The organism is Pantoea sp. PNA 03-3, assembly GCF_003201175.1.
GTDB lineage: Bacteria > Pseudomonadota > Gammaproteobacteria > Enterobacterales > Enterobacteriaceae > Pantoea > Pantoea stewartii.
Window position 1 is genome coordinate 178,358 of sequence record NZ_QICO01000006.1, and the last position, 15,555, is coordinate 193,912.

Genomic DNA, 15,555 nt, shown 5'->3' on the forward strand with positions numbered 1-15,555 from the left:
GAGAAACACAGCATGGCTAAAACCCACTTACATGCCTTTTATCTTTCCCTCGCCCTGTGTGGCGCCCTCGTTCAAACGCCACTGGCAGCGGCGGAAACCCCCAGTGAGACACAGGCTGCACAGGTTTCAATGCCGCATCAGGAGCAGGTCAGTATCAATGAAGCCACGGCGGAGCAACTCTCGGCGGTGATGAATGGCGTTGGTCTGAAAAAGGCGCAGTCTATCGTCAGCTATCGTGAAGAATACGGGCCGTTCACGGCGGTGGATCAACTGAAAGACGTGCCTGGCTTTGGTCACGCGCTGGTGGAGCGAAATGCCTCACGGTTAAAATTGTGAAGTGAAGCGCAACTCTGATGCTTAACCTGCTGTCAGGGCGGGACTCTGCTAGAGTGAACAGGTCCAACCAGTCAATAAGCAGCAGGAGAAGGATCATGCAGACCACGATAAAAGTGCGCGGCTACCATCTGGATGTTTACCAGCATGTTAACAATGCGCGTTATCTGGAGTTTTTAGAGGAAGCGCGCTGGCAATGGCTGGAAGAAGCAGAGGCTTTTACCTGGCTGCTTGAGCAAAAACTGGCTTTTGTGGTGGTAAACATCAATATCAATTATCGTCGCCCGGCCGTATTGGGCGACGTACTGGAGGTCAGCAGTGATATTAAGCAACTCAATGGGAAAAGTGGCATCATCACTCAACACATTTTGTTAGCGGGCAGTGAAACGGTGGTCGCGGATGCTGCACTGACGTTTGTGTGCATTGATCTTCGCACGCAAAAAGCCGTTCCGCTCGAAGGAGAACTGCGGCAGCGACTGGAAAGATTAATGAAGCCGGCCTGATTGAGGCGGCGACACGCCATCGTCGCCGCAAAAGTATTATTCCAGACCGGTTTTGGCCTTCATGGCGGCCATAATGCCAGCGCGATCCTGCTGATAGGCCTTCAGGCCATTGGCCCGCAGATGGCAGGCGGCACAGTCGCCGCAACCATCGCCTTTAATGCCGTTGTAGCAGGTGAGGGTGTCTTCGCGGATTAAGGTGAGCTGCTGCCAGTAATCGGCCAGCGCCCAGGTTTCGGCTTTATTAAGCCACATCAGCGGTGTTTCAAAACGAATGTTACGCGCCATGCCCAGGCTGACGGCATGGTTGAGCGCCTTGACAAACTCATCGCGGCAGTCGGGGTAGCCCGAGAAGTCGGTCTCGCAAACGCCTGTGATGACCGCTTCCGCTTCAACCTGATAGGCATAAACTGATGCCAGGGTCAGAAACAGGATATTGCGGCCGGGGACAAAGGTGCTGGGCAGGCCGGTTGCAGTCGGGTCATACGATGGCACCGGGATGCTGTCACGCGTCAGGCTGCTCACCGCCAGCGCATTCAGCATCGTCACATCCAGCACTTTATGAGCACGGGCACCCAGCTTCAGGGCCAGGTCGCGGGCAACGTCAATCTCTTCACGATGACGCTGACCGTAATCAAAGGTCACACAGTGCACTTCATCATAACGTTGCAAAGCCTGAACCAGACAGGTGGTGGAGTCTTGCCCACCGCTAAACACCACAACAGCGCGTTTCATGAGATATCCCAGTTTAAACATTTGCGCTTATGGTAATACCTGAGTGCGCCGCTGAACAGCTGCAGGCGGCGATCACATCAGGTTATATCTGCCTGGCGGGGTGAAATATTATTCCAGTTCGCGCTGCCAGGGCGTGATATCACCAATATGTTGTGCGACCCAGTCAGGCTGGTAGTAAGTGTCAGGATAGCGCTCGCCGCTGTCGCACAGCAGGGTAACCAGTGAACCCTGTTGGTTATTGTCGCGCAGGCGTTTGGCCACCTGCATCATGCCCCAGAAGTTTGTGCCGGTAGACGGGCCCGGTTTACGCCCCAGCAGGGTTTCCAGCTTAAGCATGGCGGCAATCGAGGCTGCATCCGGGACTTTGATCATTTCATCAATAACGTCGGGCATAAACGACGGCTCCACGCGCGGACGTCCAATGCCTTCAATCATGCTGCCGCGCTGACCGGTGAGCGAGGCATCACGGTTTCGCCAGTAGTCGTAAAACACGGAATGCTCTGGATCAACAACCAGCAAACGGGTATCGCATCCCTGATAGCGAATGTAGCGGCCAAGCGTAGCGGAGGTCCCCCCGGTTCCCGCACTCATAATCAGCGTATGAGGAACAGGAAAAGGCTCATTCGCCATCTGGCGGAAAATACTCTCGGCAATATTGTTATTGCCGCGCCAGTCAGTTGCCCGCTCTGCATAGGTGAACTGATCCATGAAGTGGCCATTCAGTTCCCGCGCCAGCCGTTCTGATTCGGCATAAAGCTGACAGGGATCGCTCACAAAATGACACTGGCCGCCATAGAACGTGATTTGTTCGATTTTACGTCGGGCCGTACTGGCTGGCATCACGGCGATAAAGGGCAGGCCCAGCAGGCGGGCAAAATACGCCTCTGAAACGGCGGTGCTGCCCGATGACGCTTCAATCACGGGCGTACCCTGTTTGATCCAGCCATTAGCGAGAGCATAAAGAAACAATGACCGCGCCAGACGGTGTTTCAGGCTGCCGCTGGGATGCGTACTTTCGTCTTTCAGATAGAACCCGATTCCCGGGAAATCGGGCAATGCAAAGCGGATCAGATGCGTATCCGCAGAGCGTTGAAAGTCAGCATTGATTTCGTTTATCGCGTGGCGTATCCAGCATGAAGACATAAGGGTTATTTCCGACCGGGTGAAAGCCCCTATTTTAAGGCACGTGCAGGAAAAAGAGCTTGCAGCTTTTGCAGTAAGATCGGCGTAATGGAGAAAAAATTTCTACCGGAGTGCGCATGTTAGATAAAATCGACCTTAAACTGCTGGCGATGCTGCAGCAGGATTGCACAGTTTCGCTCCAGGTACTGGCGGATGCGGTTAACCTCACCACCACGCCCTGCTGGAAGCGCCTGAAAAAGCTGGAAGAAGATGGCTTCATCCGCGCACGCGTTGCCCTACTTGATAATGAAAAACTCGGCCTGTCACTTACCGCCTTTATGTTTGTGAAAACCACCCAGCACAGCAAAGACTGGTATCAGGAATTTGTGTCGGTAGTGCAAAGCATGCCTGAAGTGATGGGCTTCTATCGCATGGCCGGGGAGTATGATTATCTGCTGCGTATTCAGGTTGCCGACATGAAAAGTTATGATGCCTTCTATAAGCGTTTAGTTAATGGTGTAACAGGCCTGATCGATGTGACCTCCAGCTTTGCGATGGAAGAGATCAAATACACTACAGCCCTGCCGGTTGCCCCCTGATTACCTGAGATTGAGAGCTGCCTTGTGCGATTATTCAGCCAGTTAAGTTGGTATTTTATCCGTGAGTGGCGGCGTTATCTGGGCGCCGTCACTTTATTAATCATCATTGCCGTGCTGCAACTTCTGCCGCCGTGGGTGGTTGGCGTGGTGGTTGACGGCGTAACGCATCACAGCATGAGCGCCAGCCGCATTATGATGTGGATTGGGGTGATGCTGCTGACTGCCGTCGTGGTTTATCTGCTGCGTTATGTCTGGCGCGTGCTGTTGTTTGGCGCGTCCTATCAACTCGCCGTCGAATTACGCGAGGACTTTTACCGTCAGCTCAGCCGACAGCAGCCCGCCTTTTACCTGCGCCATCGCACCGGCGATCTCATTGCCCGTGCCACGAACGATGTGGATCGCGTGGTTTTTGCTGCCGGGGAAGGCGTGCTCACGCTGGTGGATTCGCTGGTGATGGGATGTGTTGTGCTGATTGCCATGAGTACCCAAATCAGCTGGCAGTTAACGCTGATTTCGCTTATTCCGATGCCGTTTATGGCACTGGTAATTCACCGCTATGGCGAGCAACTCCATAACCGTTTCAAACTGGCTCAGGCCGCCTTTTCCAGCCTGAACGATCAAACGCAGGAGAGCCTGACCAGTATCCGTATGATCAAAGCATTTGGACTTGAGCAGCATCAGTCCCAGCAATTTGCCGATATTGCACGCGATACCGGCGAAAAAAATCTGCGCGTCGCCCGGGTGGATGCGCGTTTCGATCCCACCATCTATATTGCCATTGGTTTTGCCAACCTGCTGGCGATAGGCGGCGGAAGCTGGCTGGTGTGGCACGGAGACATGACGCTGGGCCAGCTCACCAGCTTTGTAATGTATCTTGGCCTGATGATTTGGCCGATGCTGGCGCTGGCATGGATGTTTAACATCGTTGAACGTGGCAGCGCAGCCTGGAGCCGCATCCGCGCATTATTATCCGAAGCGCCAGTGGTGGAAGACGGTGATCACACCTTGCCTGAGCCAGCGGGAACGCTGCAGGTAGCTATCCGCGAGTTTCATTATCCCGCCAGTGCCGGTGCGGTATTAAGCAATGTCACGTTCCAGTTAAAACCGGGCGATATGCTGGGGCTGTGTGGCCCGACCGGCAGTGGTAAAACCACGTTACTGAGTCTGATTCAGCGTCATTTCGACATTCAGCAAGGTGATATTCGCTACCATGCCATCCCGCTGCCGTCGCTGCGTCTGGACAGCTGGCGCAGTCGCCTGGCCGTGGTGAGCCAAACTCCGTTCCTGTTCTCGGACAGTGTGGCCCGTAATATTGCGTTGGGTAAGCCCAACGCCACGCAGGACGAGATTGAGCAGGCGGCGAAAATGGCCTGCGTGCACGAGGATATTCTGCGTCTGCCGCAGGGCTATGAAACCGAGGTGGGCGAGCGCGGCGTCATGCTGTCGGGTGGTCAAAAACAACGTATTTCCATCGCCCGTGCCTTGCTGATGAATGCGGAAATTCTGGTGCTTGATGATGCACTCTCGGCGGTTGATGGTCGCACTGAACACGACATCCTGCATAATCTGCGGCAGTGGGGCAGAGGGCGAACGATCATTATCAGTGCGCATCGTTTGTCGGCGCTGACAGAGGCCAGCGAAATTCTGGTGCTGCAAAAAGGCACGGTGGCACAACGTGGCGATCATGCCGGGCTGGCGAATATGCCTGGCTGGTATCGCGATATGTACCGTTACCAACAGCTGGAAGCGGCACTGGACGACGATGAGAGGGAAGAAGAGGTGGCACATGGCTAAATCACAACGTATGTGGCCAACGCTCAAACGCCTGCTCAGTTATGGCAGCCCGTGGCGCAAGTCATTGTCTCTGGCGGTGTTAATGCTGTGGATTGCGGCCGCGGCAGAAGTGACCGGTCCGGTTCTGGTGAGCTATTTTATTGATAATCTGGTCGCAAAGCATCAGATGCCGTGGGGCACGGTGGCGGGACTGGTCGTAAGTTTTATCCTGTTGCAGCTTCTGGCTGCCGCTTTGCATTACTGGCAGGCCTTACTGTTTAACCGGGCCGCCATTGGCGTGGTACAGCGCCTGCGCACCGACGCCATGAATGCGGCACTGCGCCAGCCGCTCGGCGCCTTTGATACGCAGCCGGTCGGGCAAATTATTTCCCGGGTCACGAATGATACCGAAGTCGTTCGGGATCTGTACGTCACGGTGGTGGCAACGGTGCTGCGTAGCGCCGCGCTGGTCGGTGCCATGATGGTGGCGATGTTTAGTCTGGACTGGCGCATGGCGCTGGTGGCGATGTTAATTTTCCCGATGGTGCTCATTGTGATGCTGATTTATCAGCGCTACAGCACGCCGATAGCCCGTCGTGTACGCAGCTACCTGGCAGACATTAATAATGGCTTCAATGAAGTCATCAGCGGAATGAGCGTGATACAACAGTTTCGCCAGCAGGCGCGCTTTGGTGAACGCATGCTGGAGGCCAGCCGTTCACATTATCTGGCGCGCATGGAAACGCTCAGGCTGGATGGTTTCCTGCTACGACCGCTGCTGAGCCTGTTCTCCGCGCTGATACTCTGCGGATTACTGCTGCTGTTCAGCTTTTCGGTGCCGGGTGTGTTTGAAGTTGGGGTACTTTACGCCTTTATTACCTATCTGGGGCGCCTCAATGAACCGCTGATCGAACTGACCACCCAGCAGTCGATGCTGCAACAGGCGGTCGTGGCGGGCGAACGTATTTTTGAACTCATGGATGCGCCACAGCAGCATTACGGTCATGACGATCGGCCTCTGCAATCGGGGCGCATTACGCTGGAGAACCTGAGCTTTGCCTACCGGGACGATCGTGAGGTGCTGAGTAATATTGATCTCGACGTGCCTTCGCGGGGCTTTGTCGCCCTGGTGGGACATACCGGCAGCGGCAAGAGCACACTGGCAAATTTGCTGATGGGCTATTACCCCGCCACGCGCGGCGAGGTGCGCCTGGACGATCGTCCGCTTAACCAGTATTCCCATGAGGCACTGCGTCGCGGTATCGCGATGGTACAGCAGGATCCGGTGGTGCTGGCCGACACGCTGTTAGCGAATGTACGGCTGGGTCGGGATATCAGTGAAGAGGCGGTCTGGTCAGTACTTGAACAGGTACAGCTGGCCCCGCTGGCGCGCGCCTTGCCTGACGGTATCCATACCCGACTGGGAGAGCAGGGTAATAATCTCTCGGTAGGGCAGAAACAGTTACTGGCCCTGGCTCGGGTGCTGGTGCAACTGCCGCAGATTTTAATACTGGATGAAGCTACCGCGAATATTGACTCCGGCACGGAGCAGGCGATCCAACACACGCTGCGCACCTTACGTCAATATACGACCCTGGTAGTGATTGCTCACCGCCTTTCCACTATCACCGAGGCCGATACGATTCTGGTTTTGCACCGTGGCCGTGTTGTCGAGCAGGGGAATCATCAGCAGCTGCTGGCCTTGCAGGGCCGTTACTGGCAAATGTACCAGTTGCAGCAGGCAGGTGATCAGCTCGAATCGGATGAGGTGCTGACCAGTGCCGGATGATCTGCACCTTTTTTGCGCATTTTTTCCTTGTTGACCCGTTTGGATGCACGTCTTTGTGCTTAACAGCACCAAAAGCGTGCATCCGCTTCGCTTAGTCATCCCATCACTGCGCCCTGCTTATTTATTCTGCGTTTCCTAACCCTGATTCCATCGCAGCCTGAAAAGTGATTTTGCCCACTGATTATATCTGGCACAGGCTTTGCTTAAGTCTCTCCGTGTCCATGAGACCGACCTATTTTAATCCTTAAGGAGAGGCTATGAAGCTGGTTACCGTCGTGATTAAGCCGTTCAAGCTGGAAGATGTGCGAGAAGCATTGTCTTCAATTGGTATTCAGGGACTGACCGTCTCCGAAGTTAAAGGTTTTGGGCGTCAGAAAGGACATGCTGAACTCTATCGCGGGGCGGAATACAGCGTAAATTTTCTGCCGAAAGTAAAAATTGATATCGCCATTGCCGATGACCAACTGGACGAAGTAGTGGACGTAATCAGTAAAGCGGCTTACACCGGAAAAATTGGCGACGGCAAGATTTTCGTTGCTGAACTGCAGCGCGTGATTCGCATACGTACCGGCGAAACCGACGAAGCCGCACTGTAAACAAGACTCAGTAATGTGATGGGATGGAAAAAAATGAATAAAATGCTGACCAAGTTGGGCCTGACCAGCCTGGCACTGTTACCGTCGCTGGCGATGGCGGCACCTGCCGTAGCGGACAAAGCCGACAACGCCTTTATGATGATTTGCACCGCACTGGTGCTGTTTATGTCAATTCCTGGGATTGCACTGTTTTACGGCGGCCTGATCCGCAGTAAAAACGTGCTGTCGATGCTCACACAGGTTGCGGTGACCTTCTCGCTGGTGTGCGTACTGTGGGTGGTTTATGGCTACTCACTGGCCTTCAGCGAAGGCAATGCTTTCTTTGGCAGCTTCAACTGGGCCATGCTGAAAAACATTGCACTGACCGCCGTCATGGGCACCTTTTATCAATATATTCACGTCGCGTTCCAGGCATCCTTTGCCTGTATCACGGTCGGTCTGGTCGTCGGTGCGCTGGCGGAACGTATCCGTTTCTCCGCGGTGCTGATTTTTGTCGGTGTCTGGCTGACCCTGGCTTATCTTCCCATTGCGCATATGGTCTGGGCGGGCGGCTTACTGGCTCAGGATGGCGCACTGGACTTCGCGGGCGGCACGGTGGTGCACATTAACGCTGCGGTAGCCGGTCTGGTTGGTGCTTACCTGGTGGGCAAACGTGCCGGTTTTGGCAAAGAAGCATTCAAACCACACAACCTGCCGATGGTATTCACCGGTACTGCGATTCTGTATGTTGGCTGGTTTGGTTTTAACGCCGGTTCAGCTTCCGCTGCGAATGAGATTGCTGCTCTGGCCTTCCTGAATACCGTGGTTGCGACGGCGGGTGCGGTGCTGGCCTGGACTTTTGGCGAGTGGGCGCTGCGTGGTAAACCGTCTTTGTTAGGTGCCTGTTCTGGCTTTATTGCTGGTCTGGTTGCCATCACGCCGGCTTGTGGTTATGTCGGTGTTGGCGGCGCGCTGATCATCGGTATCGTGGGTGGTCTGGCAGGTATCTGGGGCGTGACAACGCTGAAAAAATGGCTGCGCGTTGACGATCCCTGCGATGTGTTCGGTGTCCACGGTGTCTGTGGCATCATCGGTTGTATCCTGACTGGCGTGTTTGCTTCATCTTCACTGGGCGGCGTGGGTTATGCGCCTGGCGTGACCATGGGCCATCAGGTTGCGATTCAGTTGCTGAGCGTGGGCGTTACCATTGTCTGGTCTGCCGTCGTTGCCTTTATTGGCTTTAAACTGGCCGATATGATCGTCGGTCTGCGCGTACCGGAAGAGCAGGAGCGCGAAGGTCTGGACGTCAACAGCCATGGCGAGAACGCTTACAACCAGTAACTTGTCAGTCTGAATAAATAAAAAGGGGCGATGATTCGCCCCTTTTTGCTATTCGCTGCGCTGACGCATAACGCCTTCCTGCACAGTAGACGCGACCAGCTCACCCTGTTGATTGTAAAACTCCCCGCGAACAAAGCCGCGTGCACCCGATGCTGAGGTGCTTTCAACGCTGTAAAGCAGCCAGTCATTGAAGTTCAGTGGCCGATGGAACCACATAGAGTGATCAATGGTCGCCACCTGCATATCGGCTTCAAGAAAACCTTTACCATGCGGTTGTAAGGCCACAGGCAGAAAGTTGAGATCGGACGCATAGCCAAGGAGATACTGATGGATACGCACATCGTCGGGCAGGGTGCCATTGGCCCGAATCCACGCCTGACGCTGCGGTTTATCGACATGGCCTCTTAACGGGTTGTGGATCTGTACCGGGCGGATTTCCAGCGGGCGTTCAGCGACAAATTTTTCGCGTAATTTTTCCGGCAGCATATGCGCCATTTTTTGCGCCATTTGCTGCTCATTGGCCAGGTTTTCCGGTCCTTTAACCTGCGGCATCGGTTTTTGATGTTCAAACCCGCTTTCCGGAGACTGGAAGGATGCCGTCATATAAAAGATCGGCTGACCATTTTGGATGGCACTGACGCGGCGCGCGCTGAAACTTTTGCCGTCGCGCAGACTTTCAACATCGTAAATAATCGCCTTTTGGCTGTCGCCGGGGCGAAGAAAATAGCTGTGAAAGGAGTGAACGCCCCGATCCTCGGGAACGGTCTGTTTGGCCGCAAAGAGAGCCTGTCCAACGACCTGACCGCCAAATACCTGACGCAGGCCCAAATCTTCGCTCTGGCCGCGAAATAACCCCTCGTCGAGTTTTTCCAGATGAATAAGATTAAGCAGATTTTCGAGTGCCTGACTCATGGCGCTATCCTGAGAAAATGTATTTTGTTAAGTGTGAAAGATCCGACCAGTTTCCGTCAACCACACTTTTGGACTTTCATCCAACCAGGCAAACTTTTGATTTTGTGCCAACATTAAAGCTATACGGCGAGTGAAACGCTGTAATAAAGATTCACTGCTAAAAATCATTCTGATCAAAAGGAGACGACATCGATGAAATTCTGGCATGTGTTAAGTGGCGTCGCGATGGCCATGGCTCTCGCAGGTTGTGCCCATAAAGGAAAACCAGTACCGACACCGACATTGGGCTCTGCGGTCGCAGGACAAACGGCGACCATCGCTCAGCCTAATGTAAGCGGGGCGGTTTATATTCGTCAGCGTATCGCGTTACCGCCTGATGCAGCCCTGACAGTGACCCTGTCTGATGCATCGGTGGCAGATGCACCGTCCAAAGTGTTGGCACAGCGCGTGGTTCGCACCGACGGGAAACAGGCGCCGTTCCATTTCATACTGCCGTTTAACCCAGCGGATGTTCAGCCAAATGCACGCATTTTGTTGAGCGCAGCAATTACGGTTAATGGCAAGCTGGCCTTCGTTACGGAAGAAGTGAAACCGGTCGTGAATCAGGGCGGCACCAAAGCCGATCTGGTGTTAGTGCCCGTGCCTTCTGTACCGATGAAGACTCAGCCTGGCGCCGTCACCACTGTGCCACCGACATCGCCCACGCAGGTTACGCCGTCCGCCGCCGTGCCGGCACCGACAAAGATGTAAGGCTCTGAGGCAGGGCGGCGTGCTGTGCCGCCCTGCAGTATTAAAACTGCCAGCGAAACTTAGCCAGATCGATCTGACCTGCCTCCGTAACTTCCACGCCTTCCGCTTCCAGCGCTTCACGCTGACGAAAAAAACGTTCGCCCTGGAGCGAAAGCGTACCGTGACGATTAATCACCCGATGCCAGGGAAGCGTACTGCCTTCCGGTAAGCGGCTCAGAACGCCGCCCACCTGGCGCGCCGCACGGGGCGAGCCTGCCAGTAATGCCACATCGCCATAGGTGGTAACCTTGCCGGGCGGAATGGCGGCCACAATTTGCCAGATACGTTGTTTAAAGCCGTCAGTGGTTGAGTCCATAGGCTTACCTGCCAGTAAAAGAACCATAATGCTAACATAAAGGGGGTAATTTACAGGGATCGTACAAGAAACCAACGGTCATCCGTGCCAGGCTTGCAATTGCCATAGGCTTCCCCGATAATGCCTGCGCTCTCGATATGAGGGCTTGTCAATGGGGGCCCTGTTGGTTCTCCCGCAATGCTAGCTTGTGAACTCGGTCAGGTCCGGAAGGAAGCAGCCGCAGCAGGTGACGCGTGTGCCGGGATGTAGCTGGCAGGGCCTCCACCATTTTGTCTCCACCCGATTCCTCTCTTGTCACTCGCTTTTTTTGACACGCCTCTTTCTTCGCAGGCAGGCAAAGCTCGCCTGGGCCGATCCATTGCCGGCAGGCGAGTCGAACAGAAACGGGCGGGTTAAATCAGATTAAACGTAACGCAAAAATTAACTTAGCGTACAAATTTCCATACTGACACGGGGACTTTGTCATACAGTTTGTTCATCGTCAGTTCAGCCAGGCGGTGATCGGCTGCGGAGTAAAATACGGCTAATTCATCATCGGACAATTCATACTTATTTTTCTCAATCACTCTTTCGAGCGTGTCAATTGACCGACAACGTCTCAGTCGCATCAAATAATCAGTTTTAGTCAGGGTTTTGTTCATAAATAAACCGTTCTCACATCAGTACTATAATGAATGGCTTGGCTGTTGAAGATAAGCGCACTCTTCTTGAAACAGATTAAATAAACGTTTTGCTGAACGTTGCCAGCGCTGCAGATCCTGAGTGTTAACGCTATAGTTGCTAAATAGCATAAAAGTATCATCAAGATATTCATCGATTTGGGTAATCAGCGCTTCGTCTTCTGCATGCTTAATTTTGTAATTCATGGTGAAAGAGGCGATATGCTCTATCAGATCGTTCAGCTGTAAATTACCATCGGCAGTAGGGTCATTTACCCAGCCATGATGGCTGTCGGTTAATGTTGCCATACTGGCGTCAAACAAACTCTCACACACGTATTTAAGCTGGGCAATATCATGCCGTTTCGGTGAGTATTCGTCCATCTTTTTCCCCTCCGTAGCTAGCAAAGTTACCGCAATGCGGCCAGGTTCGGTGAAGCGGCCAGGAAGTGGTGGTTGGGCTTATAATTAACGGACTGCATTAAGGATAGTGTAAAATCATTAGTTCTGCTCACCTCCATTACTAAATATTACAATTCATCTCCGGGTGAGGGACGGTGATTCTCAATGGGCTCAAACACAAGCGCGGCAGGGCCGATATGAAAACTGACTTGTTCATTTTGCGTAATGGTTTCATTTAAATCCAGACAAGGATTAAATAAATTCCACTGGAAATCGTAAAGTAACTTAAATCTATTCGGTCCGGTCATCTGAACATCAATAACTTTTAAACTGTCTGGTACTAACTGAGCGTTTGCGGAATACCATTGCAAATCGCCAACCAGAGATTCTGTTATTTTGAGAATATTCCGTTCAATGATTGTAGCTAATTTTACGCAATCCGTTTCATTCTGCGCAACATCACATTCAATGCTTACTGACATAGCGTACTCATAATAAATGTCTTCAGACCCATCATTGATGTTCTTTTGTCGCTTTGCAAGTCCCCCTCTTCAGCAATATTGCGCTGTGATGCTCTCATTTGAGCAAGTGATTGATTCACTGCTGCTTCTTATTGGGCCTTATACGGGCAATTTGTGCCCTGGTTTATTTTTTGAAACACATTGCCGTGCCAGTGGGCGGACAACATCGGGTATGATGGTTGTTATGTTATAACATTTTTGGTGTAGTGATGAATCAAAGTGGACTGCTGATGTCACTCGGTGGACGGCTGTTGGTGGCATTGATGTTAATCGCCGTACTGGCGCTGGCGATGTGGTGGGGAATGCAGCCGTGATAACGTTCAGGCATTTGCAGGCAGGTTATCAGGGACGCGCGGTCACGCCCGTTGTGACAACAGAACTGGCGCAGGGCAGTATGACCGCCTTAATCGGTGCCAACGGCAGCGGTAAATCTACCCTGATAAAGACGATCGCCGGATTATTACCCCCGGTAAGCGGGCAGTGTGATGTGCGGATCTCGCGCCGTGAAGTGGGCTGGTTGCCGCAACGTAGCGAACTGGAAACGCGTTTCCCGCTCACCGTGTTTGAGCTGGTTTCTATTGGCTGCTGGCCGCGCTGTGGCTGGTTTGGCGGCATTAACCGGGCACTGCGCAATGAGATAAACGCCGCGCTGGATGCGGTGCAGATGCGTGATTATGCGGAAGCTCAGCCCGCGACATTGTCTGGCGGCCAGCTACAGCGTGTCCTGTTTGCCCGGCTCATGCTGCAACGTAGTCGCTTGTGGCTGCTGGATGAGCCTTTTAACGGCATTGACAGCAAAACGGTGGCGTTACTGATGTCAATTCTGCAGCAGCAGCAGCAGGCGGGCACGACGCTGCTGGTCGTGTTGCATGACCGTCCGTTAGTTGAACGTTATTTTACGGATGTGCTGTCAATGGATGAGGGATCGCATCAGCGCAGTGCGTTTGCTATGACGCCGTTACGGAGCATTGCCCCGTGACGCTTATTCAACCTTTTATTGAATTCAGCTTTATGCGCAGGGCGCTGGTGGCCTGTATTGCCCTGGCATTCAGTGCCACCCCGCTGGGCGTCTTTCTCTCCTTACGGCGTATGAGCCTGATCGGTGATGCGTTATCCCATGCCGTACTGCCCGGTGCCGCCATTGGCTATTTAATCTCAGGCTTATCCCTTGTTGCGATGGGCGTGGGTGGGTTGATAGCGGGGCTGGCGGTGGCGTTATTGTCCGGTGCGGTCAGCCGTTATACGCCACTGAAAGAAGATGCGAGTTTTGCCGGCTTCTATCTGGGTTCGCTGGCGCTGGGCGTGACGTTAGTGTCACTGCGTGGCTCCAGCGTGGATCTGCTTCACGTCCTGTTCGGTTCATTGCTGGCGGTGGACAACCCGGCCCTGATCGTGGTGGGCAGCATCGCCGCGTTTACCCTCTTGATGCTGGCGGTGATCTATCGCCCTCTGGTCATTGACGCTTTTGATGCGGATTTTCTGCGTGCGCAAGGTAAATGGAGCGCACCGCTGGTGCACGGTATTTTCCTGACGCTGGTGGTGCTTAACCTGGTGGCGGGTTTTCAGGTGCTGGGCACGCTGATGTCGGTCGGGCTGATGATGTTGCCTGCCGCCAGCGCGCGATTCTGGAGCCGTCATCTGGTACTGATGCTGGGCGCGGCCATGTTGATGGCTGTCCTGTCGGCATTTACGGGGTTAGTCCTTTCCTGGCACTTTTCACTGCCGGCCGGACCGGCGGTGGTGTTGAGTGCCGCAATGTTGTTTTTTCTCTCCATCTTAACAGGGCCGTGCGGTGGCATTCTGCGCCGCCATTAATCAGAGGTAGCGATGAAGATATTACCCATTAGTCTGGCAATCGGTGCATTAGTCGTCAGCCCCTTCACCATGGCGAAAACGATCGATGCGGTGGCGAGTTTTACCGTGCTGGCCGATATCGTCAAACAAATTGGCGGCGATCATGTTCATGTTAAAAGCCTGGTCGGGCCCAATGGCGATCCCCATACTTTTGAACCGACGCCGCAGGACAGCGAAGCGCTGGCAAAAGCCGATGTGGTGTTTGTCAGCGGACTTGGTCTGGAGGGCTGGATGAACCGTCTGGTGACGGCCTCAGGTTATAAAGGGGAGCCCGTAGTGGCCTCGACAGGGATTGAAACCCGCACGATGGAAGAGGATGGCAAAACCATTACCGATCCCCATGCGTGGAACAGCATGTATAACGGCACCATTTATGCCAAAAACGTAATGAATGCGTTAATCAAGGCCGATCCCCAGGACGCTGAAGATATCCGTCAGCGCGGCGAAAAGTATATTCAGCAACTGCAAAAGCTGGACGCCTGGGCCAAAACCTCTTTTGCCGCCATTCCGCAGCAAAAACGTAAGGTGCTGACCAGCCATGATGCTTTCGGTTACTTTGGGCAACGCTATGGCGTCACTTTCCTTGCGCCGGTTGGTTTCTCCACCGAAGCGGAAGCCAGCGCCAGCGATGTAGCCAGTTTGATCACCCAACTTAAGCAGGAGCATATCAAAACCTACTTTATGGAAAATCAGACCGATCCCCGTCTGGTGAAACAGATTGCCAGCGCGACAGGCGCGAAGCCGGGTGGTGAGCTTTATCCGGAAGCGCTGTCCACCGCGTCCGGACCGGCGCCGACCTATGAAGCCGCGTTTAAACACAACGTTGACGTGATGCTCAAGAGCATGCGCTAAGCATAAAAAAAGCCGGAATGGCTCGAAAGAGACAGTCCGGCTAAGGTTCACGACACATCAACGTTTTTTCTTTCTTCCCTGCACGGCTTTAAAGCGCGGATTCGTTTTGCAGATGACATAGATACGGCCTTTACGCCGAACGACTTTGCAATCCCGATGGCGACGCTTTGCGCAACGGAGTGAGCTGAGTACCTGCATGTTGCCCTCGCTTATTTCCGACCCAGAAAACGCCCAAAACGCTGATTAAAGCGCGCGGTACTGCCTTCTTTGGCAAAGTCTTTCTGCTTACCGGTGTAAAACACATGAGAGGCCGAGGAGACATCAAGCGTCACATACGGCAGGGTTTCGCCTTCAAACTCAACGGTACGGTCGGTTTTGATTGTTGAACCGATTTTGAAAAAGACATCAGCCGAGGTGTCATGGAACACCACGGCACGATAGGAGGGATGAATATTCGCTTTCATACTTCTCACCAGTGTAATG

The 15,555-nt window shown here is 53.6% G+C and carries 20 protein-coding genes and 1 other RNA gene; 12 read left to right on the plus strand and 9 right to left on the minus strand.

The annotated features are described in order from the left end of the window. The first annotated feature begins 12 nt into the window (after nt 1-12). Nucleotides 13-336: a helix-hairpin-helix domain-containing protein gene (locus tag C7433_RS17030; protein ID WP_033738667.1), complete on the plus strand. Its 324-nt coding sequence runs from the start codon at nt 13-15 to the stop codon at nt 334-336. 95 nt (nt 337-431) lie between these two features. Beyond that, a complete protein-coding gene (locus C7433_RS17035; protein WP_006117953.1) occupies nt 432-836 on the plus strand; it encodes a thioesterase family protein in 405 nt (134 codons plus the stop codon). Between the two features lie 36 nt (nt 837-872). Here C7433_RS17035 and queC read toward each other — a convergent pair whose 3' ends face one another. After that, a complete protein-coding gene (gene queC, locus C7433_RS17040; protein WP_006117951.1) occupies nt 873-1,568 on the minus strand; it encodes a 7-cyano-7-deazaguanine synthase QueC in 696 nt (231 codons plus the stop codon). A gap of 108 nt (nt 1,569-1,676) precedes the next feature. Then, a complete protein-coding gene (locus tag C7433_RS17045) occupies nt 1,677-2,711 on the minus strand; it encodes a PLP-dependent cysteine synthase family protein (RefSeq protein WP_058708281.1) in 1,035 nt (344 codons plus the stop codon). 116 nt (nt 2,712-2,827) lie between these two features. On the opposite strand from C7433_RS17045, the gene C7433_RS17050 reads away from it, so the two are divergent. The 5 genes from C7433_RS17050 (at nt 2,828) to amtB (ending at nt 8,767) form a co-directional block, all read left to right on the plus strand. Then, nucleotides 2,828-3,289: an Lrp/AsnC family transcriptional regulator gene (locus tag C7433_RS17050; RefSeq protein ID WP_033738670.1), complete on the plus strand. Its 462-nt coding sequence runs from the start codon at nt 2,828-2,830 to the stop codon at nt 3,287-3,289. 24 nt (nt 3,290-3,313) lie between these two features. Next, on the plus strand, nt 3,314-5,083 hold the full coding sequence (locus C7433_RS17055) for a SmdA family multidrug ABC transporter permease/ATP-binding protein (protein ID WP_033738672.1): 1,770 nt from the start codon (nt 3,314-3,316) through the stop codon (nt 5,081-5,083). After that, the gene (locus C7433_RS17060; RefSeq protein WP_110268602.1) at nt 5,076-6,851 is read left to right on the plus strand and encodes a SmdB family multidrug efflux ABC transporter permease/ATP-binding protein; all 1,776 of its coding nucleotides are present in this window, start codon (nt 5,076-5,078) and stop codon (nt 6,849-6,851) included. The genes C7433_RS17055 and C7433_RS17060 overlap by 8 nt, the downstream gene beginning before the upstream one ends. A gap of 257 nt (nt 6,852-7,108) precedes the next feature. Beyond that, the gene (glnK, locus tag C7433_RS17065) at nt 7,109-7,447 is read left to right on the plus strand and encodes a P-II family nitrogen regulator (protein ID WP_003850469.1); all 339 of its coding nucleotides are present in this window, start codon (nt 7,109-7,111) and stop codon (nt 7,445-7,447) included. A gap of 33 nt (nt 7,448-7,480) precedes the next feature. Continuing rightward, the gene (amtB, locus tag C7433_RS17070; RefSeq protein WP_033738675.1) at nt 7,481-8,767 is read left to right on the plus strand and encodes an ammonium transporter AmtB; all 1,287 of its coding nucleotides are present in this window, start codon (nt 7,481-7,483) and stop codon (nt 8,765-8,767) included. A gap of 48 nt (nt 8,768-8,815) precedes the next feature. Here amtB and tesB read toward each other — a convergent pair whose 3' ends face one another. After that, entirely contained in the window at nt 8,816-9,679 is an 864-nt protein-coding gene (gene tesB, locus C7433_RS17075) for an acyl-CoA thioesterase II (protein WP_110268603.1), read from the minus strand. Between the two features lie 192 nt (nt 9,680-9,871). Here tesB and C7433_RS17080 point away from each other — a divergent pair, with 192 nt between their 5' ends. After that, a complete protein-coding gene (locus tag C7433_RS17080) occupies nt 9,872-10,429 on the plus strand; it encodes a YbaY family lipoprotein (protein ID WP_110268604.1) in 558 nt (185 codons plus the stop codon). 40 nt (nt 10,430-10,469) lie between these two features. Here the strand turns inward: C7433_RS17080 and C7433_RS17085 are convergent, their stop codons facing one another. Continuing rightward, on the minus strand, nt 10,470-10,784 hold the full coding sequence (locus C7433_RS17085) for an MGMT family protein (RefSeq protein WP_033738677.1): 315 nt from the start codon (nt 10,782-10,784) through the stop codon (nt 10,470-10,472). 161 nt (nt 10,785-10,945) lie between these two features. Between C7433_RS17085 and ffs the strand changes: the two genes are divergently transcribed. After that, an RNA gene (gene ffs / locus C7433_RS17090) (signal recognition particle sRNA small type) lies at nt 10,946-11,042 on the plus strand. Between the two features lie 167 nt (nt 11,043-11,209). Here the strand turns inward: ffs and C7433_RS17095 are convergent. The 3 genes from C7433_RS17095 to C7433_RS17105 form a co-directional block, all read right to left on the minus strand. Further along, nucleotides 11,210-11,425, minus strand: a complete 216-nt coding sequence (locus tag C7433_RS17095) for an HHA domain-containing protein (protein ID WP_006117940.1) — start codon at nt 11,423-11,425, stop codon at nt 11,210-11,212. Between the two features lie 24 nt (nt 11,426-11,449). Next, a complete protein-coding gene (gene tomB, locus C7433_RS17100) occupies nt 11,450-11,827 on the minus strand; it encodes an Hha toxicity modulator TomB (RefSeq protein WP_039338473.1) in 378 nt (125 codons plus the stop codon). Between the two features lie 146 nt (nt 11,828-11,973). Next, on the minus strand, nt 11,974-12,327 hold the full coding sequence (locus C7433_RS17105; protein ID WP_033738682.1) for a hypothetical protein: 354 nt from the start codon (nt 12,325-12,327) through the stop codon (nt 11,974-11,976). Nucleotides 12,328-12,676: 349 nt separating this feature from the next. Here C7433_RS17105 and C7433_RS17110 point away from each other — a divergent pair, with 349 nt between their 5' ends. The 3 genes from C7433_RS17110 to C7433_RS17120 are packed head-to-tail and all read left to right on the plus strand — an operon-like array spanning nt 12,677 to nt 15,072. After that, on the plus strand, nt 12,677-13,345 hold the full coding sequence (locus C7433_RS17110; RefSeq protein WP_110268605.1) for a metal ABC transporter ATP-binding protein: 669 nt from the start codon (nt 12,677-12,679) through the stop codon (nt 13,343-13,345). Beyond that, nucleotides 13,342-14,181, plus strand: a complete 840-nt coding sequence (locus C7433_RS17115; protein WP_006117933.1) for a metal ABC transporter permease — start codon at nt 13,342-13,344, stop codon at nt 14,179-14,181. The genes C7433_RS17110 and C7433_RS17115 overlap by 4 nt, the downstream gene beginning before the upstream one ends. A 12-nt stretch (nt 14,182-14,193) precedes the next feature. Next, nucleotides 14,194-15,072: a metal ABC transporter substrate-binding protein gene (locus C7433_RS17120; RefSeq protein WP_033738684.1), complete on the plus strand. Its 879-nt coding sequence runs from the start codon at nt 14,194-14,196 to the stop codon at nt 15,070-15,072. 57 nt (nt 15,073-15,129) lie between these two features. Here C7433_RS17120 and ykgO read toward each other — a convergent pair whose 3' ends face one another. Next, nucleotides 15,130-15,270 carry a type B 50S ribosomal protein L36 gene (gene ykgO / locus C7433_RS17125; protein ID WP_006117931.1) on the minus strand — a complete coding sequence of 47 codons (141 nt, stop codon included), beginning with the start codon at nt 15,268-15,270 and terminating at the stop codon, nt 15,130-15,132. 11 nt (nt 15,271-15,281) lie between these two features. Continuing rightward, the gene (locus C7433_RS17130; RefSeq protein ID WP_033738687.1) at nt 15,282-15,536 is read right to left on the minus strand and encodes a type B 50S ribosomal protein L31; all 255 of its coding nucleotides are present in this window, start codon (nt 15,534-15,536) and stop codon (nt 15,282-15,284) included. Nucleotides 15,537-15,555 lie beyond the last annotated feature (19 nt).

Coding starts and splice junctions, on each gene's coding strand:
- C7433_RS17030 (WP_033738667.1), top strand. CDS start 13: ATGGCTAAAACCCACTTACATGCCTTTTATCTTTCCCTCGCCCTGTGT.
- C7433_RS17035 (WP_006117953.1), top strand. CDS start 432: ATGCAGACCACGATAAAAGTGCGCGGCTACCATCTGGATGTTTACCAG.
- queC (WP_006117951.1), bottom strand. CDS start 1,568: ATGAAACGCGCTGTTGTGGTGTTTAGCGGTGGGCAAGACTCCACCACC.
- C7433_RS17045 (WP_058708281.1), bottom strand. CDS start 2,711: ATGTCTTCATGCTGGATACGCCACGCGATAAACGAAATCAATGCTGAC.
- C7433_RS17050 (WP_033738670.1), top strand. CDS start 2,828: ATGTTAGATAAAATCGACCTTAAACTGCTGGCGATGCTGCAGCAGGAT.
- C7433_RS17060 (WP_110268602.1), top strand. CDS start 5,076: ATGGCTAAATCACAACGTATGTGGCCAACGCTCAAACGCCTGCTCAGT.
- glnK (WP_003850469.1), top strand. CDS start 7,109: ATGAAGCTGGTTACCGTCGTGATTAAGCCGTTCAAGCTGGAAGATGTG.
- amtB (WP_033738675.1), top strand. CDS start 7,481: ATGAATAAAATGCTGACCAAGTTGGGCCTGACCAGCCTGGCACTGTTA.
- tesB (WP_110268603.1), bottom strand. CDS start 9,679: ATGAGTCAGGCACTCGAAAATCTGCTTAATCTTATTCATCTGGAAAAA.
- C7433_RS17080 (WP_110268604.1), top strand. CDS start 9,872: ATGAAATTCTGGCATGTGTTAAGTGGCGTCGCGATGGCCATGGCTCTC.
- C7433_RS17085 (WP_033738677.1), bottom strand. CDS start 10,784: ATGGACTCAACCACTGACGGCTTTAAACAACGTATCTGGCAAATTGTG.
- C7433_RS17095 (WP_006117940.1), bottom strand. CDS start 11,425: ATGAACAAAACCCTGACTAAAACTGATTATTTGATGCGACTGAGACGT.
- tomB (WP_039338473.1), bottom strand. CDS start 11,827: ATGGACGAATACTCACCGAAACGGCATGATATTGCCCAGCTTAAATAC.
- C7433_RS17105 (WP_033738682.1), bottom strand. CDS start 12,327: ATGTCAGTAAGCATTGAATGTGATGTTGCGCAGAATGAAACGGATTGC.
- C7433_RS17120 (WP_033738684.1), top strand. CDS start 14,194: ATGAAGATATTACCCATTAGTCTGGCAATCGGTGCATTAGTCGTCAGC.
- ykgO (WP_006117931.1), bottom strand. CDS start 15,270: ATGCAGGTACTCAGCTCACTCCGTTGCGCAAAGCGTCGCCATCGGGAT.
- C7433_RS17130 (WP_033738687.1), bottom strand. CDS start 15,536: ATGAAAGCGAATATTCATCCCTCCTATCGTGCCGTGGTGTTCCATGAC.